General features: G+C 72.5%; 12 protein-coding genes. 6 read left to right on the top strand and 6 right to left on the bottom strand.

From position 1 onward, the window contains the following. Positions 1 to 139 precede the first annotated feature (139 nt). The 4 genes from ACFYY7_RS32910 to ACFYY7_RS32895 form a co-directional block, all read right to left on the bottom strand. Positions 140 to 514, bottom strand: coding sequence for an RNA polymerase-binding protein RbpA (locus tag ACFYY7_RS32910; protein WP_007262928.1), 375 nt, complete (start codon positions 512 to 514; stop codon positions 140 to 142). A gap of 275 nt (positions 515 to 789) precedes the next feature. Beyond that, complete coding sequence (locus ACFYY7_RS32905; RefSeq protein WP_388667493.1) at positions 790 to 2,163, bottom strand: MFS transporter; 1,374 nt, start codon at positions 2,161 to 2,163, stop codon at positions 790 to 792. Positions 2,164 to 2,209: 46 nt separating this feature from the next. Continuing rightward, entirely contained in the window at positions 2,210 to 2,974 is a 765-nt protein-coding gene (locus tag ACFYY7_RS32900; protein WP_383725143.1) for a glycerophosphodiester phosphodiesterase, read from the bottom strand. Then, positions 2,971 to 3,720 (bottom strand): YitT family protein, encoded by a 750-nt coding sequence (locus tag ACFYY7_RS32895; protein ID WP_388667492.1) that lies wholly within the window; start codon positions 3,718 to 3,720, stop codon positions 2,971 to 2,973. The genes ACFYY7_RS32900 and ACFYY7_RS32895 overlap by 4 nt, the downstream gene beginning before the upstream one ends. Positions 3,721 to 3,822: 102 nt before the next feature. On the opposite strand from ACFYY7_RS32895, the gene ACFYY7_RS32890 reads away from it, so the two are divergent. After that, complete coding sequence (locus tag ACFYY7_RS32890) at positions 3,823 to 5,322, top strand: PLP-dependent aminotransferase family protein (protein WP_388667491.1); 1,500 nt, start codon at positions 3,823 to 3,825, stop codon at positions 5,320 to 5,322. Positions 5,323 to 5,382: 60 nt separating this feature from the next. On the opposite strand, the gene ACFYY7_RS32885 is transcribed toward ACFYY7_RS32890, so the two are convergent. Together ACFYY7_RS32885 and ACFYY7_RS32880 are read right to left on the bottom strand one after the other, a co-directional pair. Beyond that, on the bottom strand, positions 5,383 to 7,032 hold the full coding sequence (locus ACFYY7_RS32885) for a hypothetical protein (protein ID WP_388667490.1): 1,650 nt from the start codon (positions 7,030 to 7,032) through the stop codon (positions 5,383 to 5,385). A gap of 37 nt (positions 7,033 to 7,069) precedes the next feature. Next, complete coding sequence (locus ACFYY7_RS32880; protein WP_018103962.1) at positions 7,070 to 7,264, bottom strand: hypothetical protein; 195 nt, start codon at positions 7,262 to 7,264, stop codon at positions 7,070 to 7,072. 315 nt (positions 7,265 to 7,579) lie between these two features. On the opposite strand from ACFYY7_RS32880, the gene ACFYY7_RS32875 reads away from it, so the two are divergent. From ACFYY7_RS32875 to ACFYY7_RS32855, 5 genes are all read left to right on the top strand, one after another. Further along, the gene (locus tag ACFYY7_RS32875) at positions 7,580 to 7,972 is read left to right on the top strand and encodes an ankyrin repeat domain-containing protein (RefSeq protein ID WP_072489348.1); all 393 of its coding nucleotides are present in this window, start codon (positions 7,580 to 7,582) and stop codon (positions 7,970 to 7,972) included. A 219-nt stretch (positions 7,973 to 8,191) separates the two neighbouring features. Then, positions 8,192 to 9,610: a HEAT repeat domain-containing protein gene (locus tag ACFYY7_RS32870; RefSeq protein ID WP_388667489.1), complete on the top strand. Its 1,419-nt coding sequence runs from the start codon at positions 8,192 to 8,194 to the stop codon at positions 9,608 to 9,610. Positions 9,611 to 10,117: 507 nt separating this feature from the next. Next, positions 10,118 to 13,879 (top strand): hydantoinase B/oxoprolinase family protein, encoded by a 3,762-nt coding sequence (locus ACFYY7_RS32865; protein ID WP_388667488.1) that lies wholly within the window; start codon positions 10,118 to 10,120, stop codon positions 13,877 to 13,879. An 82-nt stretch (positions 13,880 to 13,961) separates the two neighbouring features. Continuing rightward, complete coding sequence (locus ACFYY7_RS32860; protein ID WP_388667487.1) at positions 13,962 to 15,488, top strand: hypothetical protein; 1,527 nt, start codon at positions 13,962 to 13,964, stop codon at positions 15,486 to 15,488. A 178-nt stretch (positions 15,489 to 15,666) separates the two neighbouring features. Next, positions 15,667 to 16,596, top strand: coding sequence for a hypothetical protein (locus ACFYY7_RS32855; RefSeq protein ID WP_388667486.1), 930 nt, complete (start codon positions 15,667 to 15,669; stop codon positions 16,594 to 16,596). Positions 16,597 to 16,602 lie beyond the last annotated feature (6 nt).

The following is a 16,602-nucleotide window of genomic DNA, read 5'->3' as shown; positions in this document are numbered from 1 at the left end:
CGGGGCTTCGGCCCCGGCGTCCACCCCCGCCGGGGCGCGCCGGGGGCCCGGCTGGCGCGCCCGGCAGCGCGCGGCGCCCCCCCCCCCCCCCCCCGGCGCCCCCCCCCCCGCGGCTCTGTCGTGCAGAGGTGTTACGCGGTCAGGCAGACTTCCTGCTGTCCCGCGGATGTACGGCGATGTTCATGGCTCCGGAGCGCAGAACCGCAAGCCTCTCGGCGAGCACTTCCTCCAGCTCCTCGCGTGTGCGCCGCTCCATGAGCATGTCCCAGTGCGTACGCGCAGGCTTGCCCTTCTTCTCCTCGGGGCCATCCCCGTCCACCAGGAGTGCCATGGCGCCGCACGCCTTGCACTCCCACTCCGGCGGAATTTCCGCCTCTACCGAGAACGGCATCTCAAATCGATGTCCGTTCTGGCATGCGTACTCCACCGCCTGGCGCGGGGCCAGATCGATGCCGCGGTCCGTCTCGTAGCTGGTAACCACGAGTCGCGTGCCGCGGAGAGCTCGCTCACTCATGAATCGTGCCTCCCGGGCTTGTCGCCCACAGGACAGGTGTCGCTGTCGTCGTCATCCGGTCAACGTCCGGTCGGCGGTAAAGATTCCCGTTGCCGGTCATGTGTCGCCCGTCGTGCCGCTGCTTTTTCAGGTTTCCCAGGGTTTCAAGTACCCAGCGATGCCCGGTTTGTCACATCTGACGGAAGTTGTCACCCAACAGTTCGGTGTCTTCCGCTCGCAGTAACGGTCCTCCGGGCAGGCCAAAGGCGTACACTACCGGCCTTTCACTTCAACGTCTAAATCCGTTCCGGAACGGGATTGCCGGCGGCCGCCACGGCCCGCCGTACCGGCACCCTCGCGAGCAGCACGGAACCGACCACGAAGAAGATCACCAACGAGATGATCGCATCCCGGTAGCTGCCGGTCAGCTGGTACGCGAGTCCGAACACCAATGGCCCCAGCCAGCTCAGTCCGCGGTCGCTCATCTCGTACGCGGAGAAGTACTCGGCCTCCTTGCCTCGCGGCACCAGATGGGAGAACAGCGAGCGCGACAGCGCCTGGCTGCCGCCCAGGACCAGGCCGATCGCCGACGCCAGCGCGTAGAAGTAGACCGGCGCCCCGGCCGGGAGGAAGTAACCGGTGACGAGAATCAGCGTCCAGACGACGAGCGAGCCGAGGATCGTGCGCTTCGCGCCGTACGACCGGGCCAGCCGGCCCATCCCCAGCGCTCCGGCCACCGCGAGCACCTGCACCAGCAGCACCGCCGTGATCAGGGTCGTCTGGTCGAGGTCCAGCTCCTCCGAGCCGTACACCGAGGCCTGGGAGATCACCGTCTGCACGCCGTCGTTGTAGATCAGGTACGCCAGCAGGAAGGAGAGCGTCAGCGGATGGCGGCGCATGTCGCGCAGGGTGGCCATCAGCTGCCGCCACCCCGAACCGACCGCACCCTCGCCGCCCGGCGCCACCTGCCGGTCGCGCAGCCTGCGCAGCGGCACGATCGTGAAGGCACCCCACCACAGGCCCGCCGACGCGAGGCAGATCCGCACCGAGTCGGACTCGGACAGGCCGAAGGAGTCGTGGCCCGTGTACAGGACCAGGTTCAGGACCAGGACGAGCGCGCCCGAGGTGTATCCGAAGGCCCAGCCGCGCGAGGAGACCGTGTCCCGCTCGTCCGGTCCGGCGATCTGCGGCAGATACGCGTTGTAGAGCACCATCGACACCGAGATCGCGGCGTTGGCCACGATCAGGAGGAAGGCGCCCAGCAGATAGCGGTGGCCGTCCAGGAAGAACATGCCGGCGGTCGCGACGGCTCCTGTGTAGGCGGCGGCCGCCAGCAGCGGCTTCTTGCGCCCCGTACGGTCCGCGGCGGCGCCCACGATCGGCATCATGATCACCGCGACCACGACGGACACCGAGACCGCGTAGGCGAACAGCGACCCGGCGCGGACCGGAATCCCGAGAGGGTGCACGAAGCCGTCGGCGTCGGCGGCCGCCTTGGCTATCGAGGTGAGATAGGGGCCGATGAAGACCGTCAGGACGCTCGTCGAGTAGACCGAGCAGGCGAAGTCGTAGAAATACCAGCCGTGTTGTTCACGTCTGCGGCTCGCGGCCTCGGCGGCATCCGCTGTCGGTTCCGTCGGCCCAGCGGTTTCCGCGGTCTCGGCGCTCAACCCGCACCCCCTCGTCTCTCCCCGTGAAGACGTCGCACGGCCGGTGTCAGGCCCAGGCTCCCCGCCCGCTCAGCACCGTGCGCAGCGTCTCGATGTGATCGGTCATGATGCCATCCACGCCGAGGTCGAGGAGCGCGGCCATCCGCTCGGGTTCGTTCACGGTCCAGACGTGCACCTGGAGCCCGCGCGAGTGCGCCTCGCGCACGAAGCGCCGGTCGACCACCCGGACGCCGTTCTGGCTCTCCGGCACCTGTGCGCACACCGCGCCGGCCCGCAGCGCCGCCGGTATTCCGTACGAGCGCAGCCGCAGGCCCAGCACCCCCCGGACACCGTAGGAGGTGGCGAGCCGGGGGCCCGCCAGCCGGTGGGCCCTGGCGACCCGGGCCTCCGAGAAGGAACCGACGCACACCCGGTCCCAGGCGTTCGTCCGGCGGATCAGTTCGATCAGCGGGGCCAGAGCGGTCCCGGCCTTGATGTCGACGTTCCAGCGGGCCCCGGGGAAGGTCTCCAGGAGTTCCTCGAAGAGCGGCAGCGGCTCCCGGCCCGCCACCCTGGCCCGCCGCACCTCGCTCCACGGCAGCTCGGCTATCCGGCCGCGGGCGTCCGTCACCCGGTCCAGGGTGGAGTCGTGGAAGGCCACCAGACGGCCGTCCGACGTGGTGTGCACATCGGTCTCGAAGTAGCGGTACCCGGCGTCGGCCGCCCGGCGGAACGCGGCCGTGGTGTTCTCGATCCCGTCCGCCGCGCCGCCGCGATGGGCGAAGGGGATCGTTGCGGGATGGTCCAGATAGGGGTGGCGTACTGAGGTCACTCCGGAAGTATGGCCTGCTCCGGTGTCCGGGCGGTGACGGCACTGTCGCCGTCGTCCGGCGCGGATGCGACGGCCTCCCCACGGGCCTCGCCCTTCCCGGCGGCGCCACCCCCGTCGGCCCCGGTCTCCGCGCCCGGCTTCCCGCCGACCGCGAAGAAGCGCAGGAAGAACTGGGCGAGCGGGCCGATGGCCAGGGCGTACACGACCGTGCCCGCGCCGAGGGTGCCACCGAGCAGGAAGCCGGTCACCACGACCGCCACCTCGAGCAGCGTCCGCACCAGCCGGATCGAGCGGCCGGTCAGCCGGTGCAGCCCGGTCATGAGCCCGTCACGCGGGCCGGGGCCGAACCGTGCCGCGATGTACAGCCCCGTGGCGACGCCGTTGACCACGACCCCCGCGGCCATCACGGCGATCTGCGCGGCGAGGCCGTGCACGTCGGGCACCAGCGCCAGCGTGCCGTCCATGGCTATGCCCACGACGAAGACATTGGAGACGGTGCCCAGGCCCGGACGCTGCCTGATCGGGATCCACAGCAGCAGTACGGCCGCGCCGACGATGATCGAGACGACCCCGATGGACAGGCCGGTGCGCTCGGCGAGCCCCTGATGGAGCACGCCCCAGGGTTCGAGCCCCAGACCGGCCCGGACCAGCAGCGCCGAACTCGTCCCGTACAGCGCGAGACCGACGTACAGCTGGATCAGCCGGCGGGTGAGGTGCGCCCCGCGAGGGACGGCTGTGATGGACAAAGGGTGCCCCCTGGTGTGGTGGTAGTGGACTGATGCGTGTCACTCTGTGGCAGGGGATTGGCTGCCAACTATGGCCAATCCGAGGAAGGTGGACTGATTTCCATGGCTCAGTGGACTTCGGCAGTGGGCGCGGCCCAGCTCGCCCGGCAGCTCCGGGCCCAGCAGCCCCGGCCAGCCGGACCGGGTACCCGCAAGCCGCCCGCCTATCGTGCGCTGGCCGACGGGATCCGTCTGCTCGTCCTCGAAGGCCGGGTGCCCGTCGCCGCCAGGCTCCCCGCCGAACGCGAACTGGCGCTCGCCCTCTCCGTCAGCCGCACCACCGTCGCCGCCGCCTACGAGGCGCTGCGGACCGAGGGGTTCCTGGAGTCCCGGCGGGGAGCCGGCAGCTGGACCGCCGTGCCCGCCGGGAACACGCTGCCCGCACGCGGACTGGAACCGCTGCCCCCCGAGGCCCTCGGTTCGATGATCGACCTGGGCTGTGCCTCGCTGCCCGCCCCCGAGCCGTGGCTGACCCGGGCGTTCCAGGGCGCCATCGAGGAGCTCGCTCCGTACGCCCACACCCACGGCGACTACCCGGCCGGGCTGCCCGCGCTGCGGCAGATGATCGCGGACCGCTACACCCGGCGCGGGATCCCGACCATGCCCGAACAGATCATGGTCACCACCGGTGCGATGGGGGCGATCGACGCGATCTGCCACCTCTTCGCGGGCCGGGGCGAGCGGATCGCGGTGGAGTCCCCGAGCTACGCCAACATCCTGCAGCTGATGCGGGAGGCGGGCGCCCGGCTGGTGCCGGTGGCGATGGAGGAGGGGCTCGGCGGCTGGGACATGAACCGGTGGCGGCAGGTGTTGCGGGACGCGGCGCCGCGGCTCGCCTATGTGGTCGCCGACTTCCACAACCCCACCGGCGCGCTGGCCGACGAGGACCGGCGGCGTGACCTGGTGGACGCGGCCCGCTCCGCCGGTACGGTCCTGGTCGTCGACGAGACCATGACCGAGCTCTGCCTCGACCCCGATGTGCGGATGCCCCGGCGGGTCTGCGCCTTCGATCCCGCGGGCTCAACCGTGATCACGGTCGGATCGGCGAGCAAGGCCTTCTGGGCGGGCATGCGGATCGGCTGGGTGCGCGCCGCCCCGGACGTGATCCGCAGCCTGGTGGCCGCCCGCGCCTACGCCGACATGGGCACCCCCGTCCTCGAACAGCTCGCCCTGAACTGGCTGATGCGCACCGGCGGCTGGGAGGAGGCCGTGCAGGTCCGGCGCGGACAGGCGAGGGAGAACCGGGACGCGCTCGTCACCGCGGTCCGCCGGGAGCTGCCCGACTGGGAGTTCTCGGTCCCGGACGGCGGCCTGACGCTCTGGGTGCGGACCGGCGGCCTCTCCGGCTCCCGGCTGGCGGTGGCCGGGGAGCGGGTCGGGGTCCGCGTTCCGTCCGGCCCCCGGTTCGGGGTCGACGGCGCCTTCGAGGGGTACGTACGGCTGCCGTTCACGGTCGCGGGGCCGGTCGCGGACGAGGCTGCGGCGCGGCTCGCGGCGGCTGCGCAACTGGTCGGGTCGGGGGCGGGCGTGGGGGCCGAGACGCCGCGTACGTTCGTCGCCTGACCCGGGAAACGCCCGAGGGGTGACGGGCCGGCCGGCCCGTCACCCCTCGGGCGGATCCGCTCAGTCGGTGACCGTCATGCCGTCGACGGCCACGGCCACGCCGCGCGGCAGCACCGGCTCCGGGACGCCCGTCCCAGCCGTCCCAGCCGTCCCGGCCGTCTCGGCCGGCACGCTCGCACCGGCCGGAACGGCCGCCTCGACGGGTGCCCGCCGTTCGGGGAGCAGCCCGAGGACCGCCTGCCGCTCCGCCTCGCCGGTCGCCTCGTCGTACGGATCGGGCGTGGCCGGGACCTGGAGCCGGAGCACCGGACCGGTGCCGAGCCGCGCGTAGCCGCGGCCGGGCGGGACATCGGGGGCCGGGGTGGTGTGCGGCTCGGTCCCGAGCACCGACTCCACCTGCTCGCAGGAGCAGTGGCCGAGCGCCACCCGGGCCCGGCAGTGCGTGCGTACGGTCTCGCCGAGGGCGTCCAGGCCGTCGAATTGATCGGACAGGACGACGGTCACGTTGGCCGCCCTGCCGTGCCGCAGCGGCACCTGGAGCAGCTCCAGCGGATCGGGCCCGCCGTCGGCGGCGGCCAGGTGGGCGAGGGCGCCGGGGCGGTCCAGCAGGATCCAGAGCGGGCGCCGGGTGTCGTCGGGCGCGGGGTGGCCGGACTGCCGGGCCCGGTTCGCGGCGATCAGCCGTCGTTCCGTCTCGTGGGCCGCCCACTCCAGCGTCGCCAGTGCGCCGGCGAGCCCGCACTCCACGGCCAGGACACCGTCGCGCCCGGTCAGGAACGCGTACTCGCCGGTCCCGCTGCCTTCGACGACCAGGATGTCGCCGTGCTGGAGCGCCTGGAGGGCGATGGAGCGCAGCAGGGTCGTGGTGCCGCTGCCGGGCTGCCCGATCACCAGCAGATGCGGCTCGGTGGAGCGGGCGCCGGTGCGCCAGACGACCGGCGGGGCGTCGCGGGTGGCGTCGCCGTCGTGCACCGGAACGGTGCGCTGCACCGCGTCGCCGTCCGTGAAGCCCAGTACGGTCTCGCCGGGGGCGGTGACGAAACGCTGGGCGCCGATCGAGGTGGGCAGGGCGCCGAGGACGCTCATGACGAGCCGGTTGGCCTCCTCGTCCCAGGCGAAGTGGTACTCGCGGCCGCGGCCGGACTTGGCGTGCAGCAGCCGCTCGATCCTGGCCCGGGAATCGGCCTCGCTGTCGGTGAAGTAGGCGGGGTACGTCACCTGGAGACGGGTCAGCCGCCCGTCGGTGTCGAACTCGTAGCCGCTGAAGGCCTTCTCCCAGTCGCCGCCGTGGGAGAACAGCGGACCGGGGTCGTCGGCCACCGAGAAGTACGGCACGAGCGCCTCGTACAGGGACCGCAGCCGCGCGGTCTCCGCGTCGTCGGGGCCGGTCTTCACCGGGGTCCGCTCCCGCCCCGCCCAGGCTGCCGCGCCCATCACCGTGACCAGGGCGATCAGGCCCCCGTACGGCATGAGCGCGAACACGAAGATGCAGGCCGCGACGACGGACAGCGTGGGGCCACGCTTGTCCTTGGGCGTCGCGGCCCACTTCTGCCGTCCGGCCGCGGCCAGCAGCCGCAGACCACGGGTGATCGTGATCAGCGGATGGAGGACGTCCGTGGCGTTGTCGGCGGCCGTGCGCGCGAACTCGCGACTGCGAGTGATCGAGGCGCTGCCGCTGCTCAGAATGCGGGGGAGTGGTCGCCGGGCCACGTCGGTCTCCTGAAGGGGTGGGAACGGTCGCGGACGGTCAGAACTTGATCCCGCCCAGGAGGCCGGCGAGACTCGCGCCGCCCGCCGTGATGCTCGGTGCGATCGCGGTGCCTGCCAGATAGAAGCCGAACAGGGCAGTGACGAGGGCGTGCGAGGCCTTGAGGCCGTCCTTCCTGAAGAACAGGAAGACGATGATGCCGAGGATGACGACGCCTGACATGGACAGGATCATGAGTGGTTCTCCTGGTTGGGGGGGACAGTCACCATGAGTCCTTCCAGATTCACCGGAAGTATCTATACGATAAAAGCTGCATTTGGGTGAAAAGTCGTTATTTTCACTTGAATGGCCGCCAGGGTGATCCCGGTGCGGCGGAACAATCGATGTCGCGTACTGTTCCGGCGCGCCATTCGTGATCCCTTGCCGCGGGTGGGCCGGGTCATGTGCCCGGTCGGGCAGTACCCTGTCGATTCACTCGTACGGCCCCCACGGCGTACGTCCCGGCAGGTCGACAGCGGTGAAACCGGTTGATGGAAGGCGGTCCGTCCGATGAGCGAAACACCCGATCCCGAGGTGGTCGAGCTGGCGACGAAGGTCTTCGACCTCGCTCGCCGGGGTGAGACCGACGCGCTCGCCGCGTACGTCGATGCGGGCGTCCCCGCGAACCTCACCAACGACCGGGGCGATTCGCTGCTGATGCTCGCCGCCTACCACGGCCACGCCGCCGCCGTCACGGCCCTCGTCGGCCGGGGCGCCGACCCGGACCGGGCCAACGACCGCGGGCAGACGCCGCTCGCCGGGGCCGTCTTCAAGGGCGAGGACGCGGTGATCGAGGCGCTGCTCTCCGCCGGGGCCGATCCGGCCGCCGGAACACCCTCCGCCCTGGACACGGCTCGCATGTTCGGCAAGGCCGACCTGCTGGAACTCTTCGGTTCCCGCTGACCGGGTACGCCGTAAATGTGGTCGCGGTGGCGAAATGGCTGGGTCATCATGACGTCGCGGGCCCGGCTCCGGGCCACCGACGAGAGGCAGAGGAAGATGGTCTACACCAAGCAGAAGACGGCGGTCGGCCGATCATGTTGCTGCGCGGCGTAGTGCCCACCCGGCACTTGGAACTGCACAGTCCCGGTTGCGTCGACAGCTTGATGTGAGGCTTTTTCCATGTTTGATCCGTTCATAGCGCCGAGCGGCACCCTGCTCGGCCTGCTGCAGAGGGGCCGTGGCGACGGCACGCTCCACGCGCTCGCCGCACCACGCCCCGAGGCCCTGGCGGCTCTCAACCACTGCGTCCTGAGCGATCCGCGTCACGACTGGCAGGTGGAGAACCGCTCCCTCTACTACGCACGCCTCTACCTCGACCTCGACGGCGGCATCGAGGAGATCGAGCGGCACCTGTGCGATCCCGACGACCATCTCGACACCGACGACTCGCGCACCGGGCTGGCCCTGGCCGTGCTCGGCCACCTCGCCTCGTACGGACGCGGCGACGCCCTGGCCCTGCTGCGGCGGTACGCCGCGACCGGCGCCAACTGGGCCTGGGCCCTGGACGAACTCGCCCTGCGCGACGACGACGCCGGACTCCGCGCCCTCGCCGTACCCGTGCTCGGCCGGTTCCCGGCCACCGAGGAGGGCGCGGCCGAGCTGGCCGCCACCGTACGGGACGCCTACGAGCCCCGCCCCTGGCGGCTCTGGGCGGAGGACCCGCGCGACGAGATCGGCGCCAGGGTCCGAGCCGCCTCGGAGCAGGGCTCGTTCGACCGCTGGCAGCGCCAGATGCGCCCCGGCGGCCCCCGTCCGGGCTGGAGCGTCCAGGCGGTCTTCGACTGGGCCCAGCAGGGGCTCGAACGCGGCAGCGCCCTCCATGGGCCGGCCGCCCGCTGCCTCACCGCCGTCGCGGGCCCCGAGGACCGGCCCACGATCGTCGAGGCCGCCCGCAGCGGCCCCGACGGCGCACGCTGCGCCGCCCTGCACTATCTCGCGGAGGCCAGGGACCCGGCCGTGCTCGACCTGATCGAGGCCGGAGCGGTCAGCGCCTCGCGCACCGTCGCCGACGCCTCCGTCGCCGCCTTCGAGCGGATGTGCGGCGACGCGGCGGTGGACCGCGCCCGGAGCTGGGCCCGGCGGCCCGACGCGCTCGGCGCGTCCGCGGCCGGTGTGCTCGCCTGCCGGGGCGGCGCCCAGGACGCCTCACTGGTCCTCGGCGCACTGCGCGCGGCCGTACGGGGCGACGGACCGGACGCACCACGGCTGTGGACCCTCGTCGACGGCGCGGGACGGCTCGGCATCGGCTGTGCCGCACCCGTACTGCGGCACATCTACCGGGAGACGTCCTCCTCGCACCTGCGTGGCCGGGCGGCCCGCGCACTGGCCGCCACCGACCCCTCCTTCGCCACCGGATTCGCCGTCGAATGCCTGTGGGACTGCGAGGAGACCACCCGTGAGGTGGCCGCACTCCACGCGGAGACCGGCGACATCAGGGTCGCGGAGCGGCTCCGCCGCCTCGCCGCCGACCCGGCCGAGGAGGCCGAGGTGCAGACGGCGGTACGCAGCCGGATCGGGCCCGACACCCCTGCGGCCTGACCGGGTCACGCACAGCGACGCGCGTCGGGGGGCGCGCGGCGCGAACGAGCGGGCCTCGGCCCAAAGGCTCGGACGCCCCCCGGTTCAAGCACTCATGGGACGTTCCCCGGGCGGAAAGATCCAAGCAGGCCCGGTCACGCCCGGCGCGGCGAGAACACGGACATGCGTGTCGTCAGCGTCACCGAATCCTCCCGCCCGATGCCAACGGGGTGGCCCACCGCACCCTGCAGACGGCCCGTCACCTCGTCGCCCGCGGCCACGAACCGCTCGTCATGGCCCCGGTCCCGGCCGCCGCGACGACCAGGTCCCGCCCGGACGGCCCCTTCGACGCCGAAACCCCCTGCCCGGTTACCTCCAGGTCCGGGTCGCGCTTCCGGGCAGGCGACTGACCATCGCCCTCACCGCCCACCGCGCCGAGGAAGCCCTGCGGAGCGCGCCGGCCACCGTAGAGCCGCAGCCCGCCGTGCCCTCTGGTCCGCTGTCCGCGCCGCGGGCCAGTATGGAGGGATGACCGGACGCTGGGAGTTCTGGATCGACCGAGGCGGGACGTTCACCGACGTCGTGGGCCGGGACCCGGACGGGCACCTGGTAACCCGCAAGCTGCTCTCCCACGACCCGGACCGCTACCGCGACGCCGCCGTGGCCGGAATCCGGGCGCTGCTCGGCCTCGGCCCCACCGATCCGGTCCCCGCCGACCGGGTCGCCGCGGTGCGGATCGGTACCACTGTCGCCACCAACGCCCTGCTGGAGCGGCGCGGCGAGCCGACCGTCCTGGTCATCACGGAGGGCTTCCGGGACGCGCTGCGCATCGCGTACCAGAACCGGCCGCGCCTCTTCGACCGCCGCATCCTGCTGCCCGAGACCGTCTACGAGCGGGTGATCGAGGTCCCCGAGCGGATCGACGCCCGCGGCCGGGTCGTCACCCCGCTGGACCGGGAAGCGGTCACCGAGCGGCTGAGGGCGGCCCACGCCGAGGGACTGCGCAGCGCGGCCGTCGTCCTGATGCACGGCTACCGCCATCCCGGACACGAGAGCGCCGTGGCCGACGCGGCCCGCGAGGCGGGCTTCACCCAGGTCAGCTGCTCGCACGAGGTGAGCCCGCTGATCAAACTGGTGCCACGCGGCGACACCACCGTCGTCGACGCCTACCTCTCGCCGATCCTGCGCCGGTACGTCGACGAGGTCGCCGGTGAACTCGGCGGCATCCGGCTGATGTTCATGCAGTCCAACGGTGGGCTGCGCGAGGCCTCCCACTTCCGGGGCAAGGACGCGGTGCTCTCCGGCCCCGCCGGTGGCGTGGTCGGTATGGCCCGCACCTCCGAACAGGCCGGATTCGAGCGGGTCATCGGCTTCGACATGGGCGGCACGTCCACCGACGTCTCGCACTACGCGGGCGAGTTCGAGCGCGAACTCGGTACCCAGGTCGCCGGAGTACGGATGCGCGCCCCGATGATGAGCATCCACACCGTCGCGGCCGGCGGCGGCTCCGTGCTGCACTTCGACGGCCGGCGCTACCGGGTCGGCCCCGACTCGGCGGGCGCGACGCCCGGCCCGGCCTGCTACCGCCGCGGCGGTCCGCTGACCGTCACCGATGCCAATGTGATGCTCGGCCGGATCCAGCCCGCGCACTTCCCGGCCGTGTTCGGACCGGACGGCGACCTCCCGCTCGACGCGGACCTGGTCCGCGAACGCTTCGACGCGCTCGCCGAGGACGTCGCACGCGCCACCGGAACCCGGCGCACGGCCGCCGAGACCGCCGCCGGATTCCTGGAGATCGCCGTGCTCAACATGGCGAACGCGGTCAAGAAGATCTCCGTGCAGCGTGGGCACGACATCACCCGCTACGCCCTGACCGGCTTCGGCGGCGCCGGTGGCCAGCACGTCTGCGCCGTCGCCGACTCGCTCGGCATCGACACGGTCCTCGTACCGCCGCTGGCGGGCGTGCTGTCCGCGTACGGGATCGGCCTCGCCGACGCCACCGCGATGCGCGAGCAGTCGGTGGAGGCGGAGCTGAACGAGGCGACCCGGACCGAGATCGGCGGACTCTGTGACGAACTGGCCGCCCGGACCCGCGCCGAACTGCGTGCCGACGCCGTCCCCGACACCGCGATCAGCACCCGTGCCCGGGTACTGCTGCGCTACGCCGGCACGGACTCCAGCCTGCCCGTCGACCTGGACACCGCACCCGCCATGGCCGAGGCGTTCACCGCCGAGCACCGGGCGCGCTACGCGTTCACCATGGACAAGCCCCTGGTCGTCGAGGCGGTGTCGGTCGAGGCGACCGGAACGGCGGGCCGGCACCGGCCCCGCCCGGCCGGCCGCGAGCCCCGCCCGGGAACCCGGCCCCGACCGCACGACACCGTGCGGATGTTCGCCGACGGCCGATGGCAGGACACCCCGCTCCACCGCCGCGAGGACCTCCGCACCGCCGACACCGTGACCGGCCCCGCCGTGATCGCCGAGGCGGACGCCACCACCGTCGTCGACCCGGGCTGGCAGGCCACGCTCCACGGCACCGGCCATCTGCTGCTCACCAGGGTCCGCCCGCGCCCGGACCGTACCGCCGTCGGCACCCGGGTCGACCCCGTCATGCTGGAGGTCTTCAACAACCTCTTCATGTCGATCGCCGAGCAGATGGGCGTGCGCCTGGAGAACACGGCCCACTCCGTCAACATCAAGGAGCGGCTCGACTTCTCCTGCGCGCTCTTCGACGCGGACGGCAATCTGATCGCCAACGCCCCGCACATCCCCGTCCACCTCGGCTCGATGGGGGAGTCCATCAAGGAGGTGCTGCGGCGCAACGGCGAGACGATGCGGCCCGGCGACGTGTACGCCATCAACGATCCGTACCACGGGGGAACCCACCTGCCCGACGTGACCGTGGTGACACCCGTGTTCGACGAGGCCGACAGGGCCGACGGCGAGCGGCCGGAACTGCGCTTCCTCGTGGCCTCACGCGGACATCACGCCGAGATCGGCGGCATCACCCCCGGCTCCATGCCCGCCTTCAGCCGCACCATCCACGAGGAGGGGGTGCTGTTCGACAACTGGCTGCTGGTGCGCGACGGCAGGTTCCGCGAGGACGGGACGCGCGAACTGCTCACCACCGCCGCGTACCCCTCGCGCGACCCGGAGGCCAACCTCGCCGATCTGCGCGCCCAGATCGCCGCGAACGAGAAGGGCATCGCCGAACTCCGCCGCATGACCGAACAGTTCGGGCCCGATGCCGTCGCCGCGTACATGCGGCACGTACAGGACAACGCCGAGGAGTCCGTCCGCCGGATCATCGCCGCACTGCACGACGGCTCCTACCGCTACGAGACCGACAACGGCGCGGTCATCGAGGTCGCCCTCACCGTGGACCGGGCCGCCCGCAGCGCGGTCGTCGACTTCTCCGGCACCTCACCGCAGCAGCCGGGCAACTTCAACGCGCCGAAATCCGTGGTCATGGCGGCCGTGCTCTACGTCTTCCGGACCCTGGTGGACGACGACATCCCCCTCAACAGCGGCTGTCTCAAACCCGTGGAGGTCCGGATCCCGGAAGGATCCATGCTGGCGCCCGTCCACCCGGCGGCCACCGTCGCGGGGAACGTGGAGACGTCCCAGGCCGTCACCGGCGCCCTGTACGCGGCCCTCGGCATCCAGGCCGAGGGCTCGGGCACCATGAACAACCTCACCTTCGGCAACGAACGCGTCCAGTACTACGAGACCGTGGCGAGCGGCTCCGGCGCGGGCGACGGCTTCGACGGCGCCGACGCCGTACAGACCCACATGACCAACTCCCGCCTCACCGACCCCGAAGTCCTCGAATGGCGCTACCCCGTCCTGCTGGAGAGCTTCCGGGTCCGTGAGGGCAGCGGCGGCGACGGGCGCTGGCACGGCGGCCGCGGCGTGGAGCGGCGCATCCGCTTCCTGGAGCCCGTCACCGTGGCGCTGCTCTCCGGCCACCGCCGGGTCCGGCCGTACGGCATGGCGGGCGGCGGACCCGGCGCACCGGGCGACCAGCACATCGAGCACCCGGGCGACCGGGCGGCCACCGCACTGCGCGGCTGCGACACGGCCGAGCTGGAGCCGGGGGACGTTCTGGTGCTGCGCACACCTGGCGGCGGGGGCTATGGAACCCCGCCGCCGGGCCGCGGCGACGGAGCGGAGCGCGGCGTAGAACAGGGTGCGGAACACGGCGTAGAACAGGGTGCGGAACGCGGCGGCGAGAGCGGCGGAGAGAACGGCGGGGAACGCGATCGGGAACGCGGCGGGGAACGGCCCTGACACGGACGCCGGATGGCCCCGGGCAGGGGTCGCTTCTGCGCCGTTTCGACCGTTGTCAGTCCGAGGACCTAATCTGTGCACCGTGACTTCGCCTGCCTACACGGACAACGCTGCGCCCCAGCTCAGCGCGGGGCCGCGGCCCGCCCCGGGCCCGGCCGCCGACGAGGGGCTCTCGCGGCGGCTGCGCGCGCTCGCCTGCACGGCGCCGCTGCACGACCTCGATGTGCGCAAGGCGAATCTGGCCGGTGAGTACACGGTCTACTCGATGGCCGAGGTCGCGCTCGCCGCGATCGACCTCGTCACCCTCAACATGGACTTCGACACGGGTGCCGACCACGACCAGATAGTGGCCAGACTGCTGCCCCGCGTCGCCGCCCAGGCCCCTGGCCGTCCGGTGGCCGAGCACGAGCGGGTCGCCGGCTGGGTGCTGGAGAACCTGATCAACGTCGGCAGCGTGGACCGCGGATTCCGCGCGGTGTACGGCACCTTCGGCCCCGACGGGGTCTACGTCCGCCGGGACTACGACTTCAAGCTGATCGAAGAGGTCCCTGGATACGGCGGCACGGTCTACCTCCGCGCCACCGACGAAGCGGTCAACGTCCTGGTCGGCGCCCTCGACACGGACGTCACCAGCGCCCAGATCGCCGCCGAGGTGAAGCTGGAGGTCCTCATCAGCCGGGGCCGCCTCGCGGACGCCCAGCTCGCCGCCGAGCAGGCCCGCTACCGCACCGTGCAGTACGCGGAGACCCTCCGCAAGACGCTGGAGGCCACCCGGCGCAACGTCCGCGCGGTCGACTGGCTCAACGCGGTCCCCGACATGATCGCCGAAGCGCTGGACCACGTCGCAGACCGCTACCGCCACGAGAACGCGATCCTCACCAACATCCGCAAGGCGCGCGACGAGGCGGAGGAGCCCGAGCACAAGCGCCGCGCCGCCGAGCTCGTCGACATCGTCAAGGACTGCATCCGCCGCCACACCCAGCTCCAGTCCCGCCTGCTGGAAGCCGGGCCGCTGTTCCGCGCCGAGCAGGACCGGCAGGCCTTCGCCACCCCCACCGCCCGCACCGGCCTCGACCTGTACGGCCAGCTGGTCGCGCCGCTGCTGCCGCTCCCCGTCGAACAGGCGATCCGCGTCACCGACGCCTTCTTCGCCCGCGGCACCGGACTGCGCACCCCCACCTCGGTCAGGGTCGGAGACCTCGTCGACATGCTGCTCACCCCGCCCCTGGAGCGGGAACACCTGGGCGCCGAGATGCCCGAGCCCGATCTGATCGCCACCCCCGACGACAGCAGGTTCAGCGAGGAGCAGCTCGCGAGCGCCATGGAGCTCCTGGACCTGGAGCACGACGCCCCGCGACGTCTCTCCGGACTCCTCGCCGAGGCCCGGCGCCGCGATCCCGAACTGCCCTACCTGGTCGCCCTGCTCGCGGTGCACGCCGCGAGCCCGCCGGTCGGCACCGCATACCGCCAGGGCGAACAGCGGCTGCTGTTCTCCGTCGACGACGGCACACAGCTCGACGACCCGGAGTTCGGCGGCGCGGACCTGATCGTCGGCACGGCTTTGCTGGACGCGGCAGGAATGGCCGCCGACCGCACGGAGGCCTCATGACCGGCGCGGTGCGTGCGCCACATCGCGCGCCGACCCGGCCGGCCCCCGCCGGTACCCATGCCGCGGCCACGGACCGGACCGCGCCGCCCGGGAAGAATGCCGCGAGAGCCGGCGCCGTTCACCCCGTACCCGTACCCGTACCCGTACCGAAGAGTTTCCGCAGCAAGGAGCGACAGTCGTGAGCGACCACCGCGCACAGCATGCCGACGCGTGGAGCGAGCCGACCGCCGCGTACGCGACCGAGGCCACCGGCCCCGTCGACCCGGTGGTCCCCGAGGCCACGCCCTCCGTCACCCCGGCCGACGCCGCCGACGCCGCCCGGCTCGTCGCCTTCGGCCTCCAGCCCAAGCTGCTGCCGGCCCGCGACGCCGAATACGCCGAACTGCTCCGCCGCTACCGGGAGGAGCCCGCCTTCGCCCGGCTCGCCGACGCCGTGGCGACCGGACTCGGCCTGGTCGTCCTGGAGGTGTCCACCCGCGCGGGCATGGCCGTGACCGCCGGTGAGGACTCCGTCTTCGCGGTCCGCATGGGCGACTACGCCCGCCGCGCCTCATCCGACTCCGCCGACCGCTTCCTGCACGGGCTGGCGCACCTCGCCGTCGCCGCGATGGCCTTCCCCCGCCCCGAGGACCTCGCCGACGACGCGTACATCGGGCGGATCACGGTCAACGGCGTCGACTCCTTCGTACGCCAGGCGTGCCACCGCCTGGAGGAGCGCGCCGAGGAGCACGGCGACAACACCGACCCGGCCACCGACGCCCCCGGACTCGAAGCGGCCTGGCGGATCTACGCCCGGCGCAGCTCCACCGGCGCCACGAAGGACGCCCGCCGCCTGGCCGGCTCCACCACCGGCATCGTCGGCAAGGCCGTCGCCTTCCTCACCGACTCCGGCTTCCTCCAGCGCACCGGCGACGACGCCGGGGGCGCCTTCCGCACCACCGCCCGCTACCAGCTCCAGGTCCGCGACATGGCCGGCGGCGCCGCCATGGCCGAACTGTTGGAACTCGGCGTCGTACCGGTCACCGACGGCACGGCGACGCTGCTGCCGCCGCCCGACGCCGACGACCTGGAGCTGGCCGCCGACGCCGGTCTGCCCTTCCACGCCTGACCGGCC

The sequence above is a fragment of the Streptomyces sp. NPDC001933 genome, assembly GCF_042890955.1.
In the GTDB taxonomy this organism is placed as follows: Bacteria; Actinomycetota; Actinomycetes; order Streptomycetales; family Streptomycetaceae; genus Streptomyces.
Note: the sequence above shows the minus strand (reverse complement) of the source record. Positions and strands in the feature narration are given on the sequence as shown.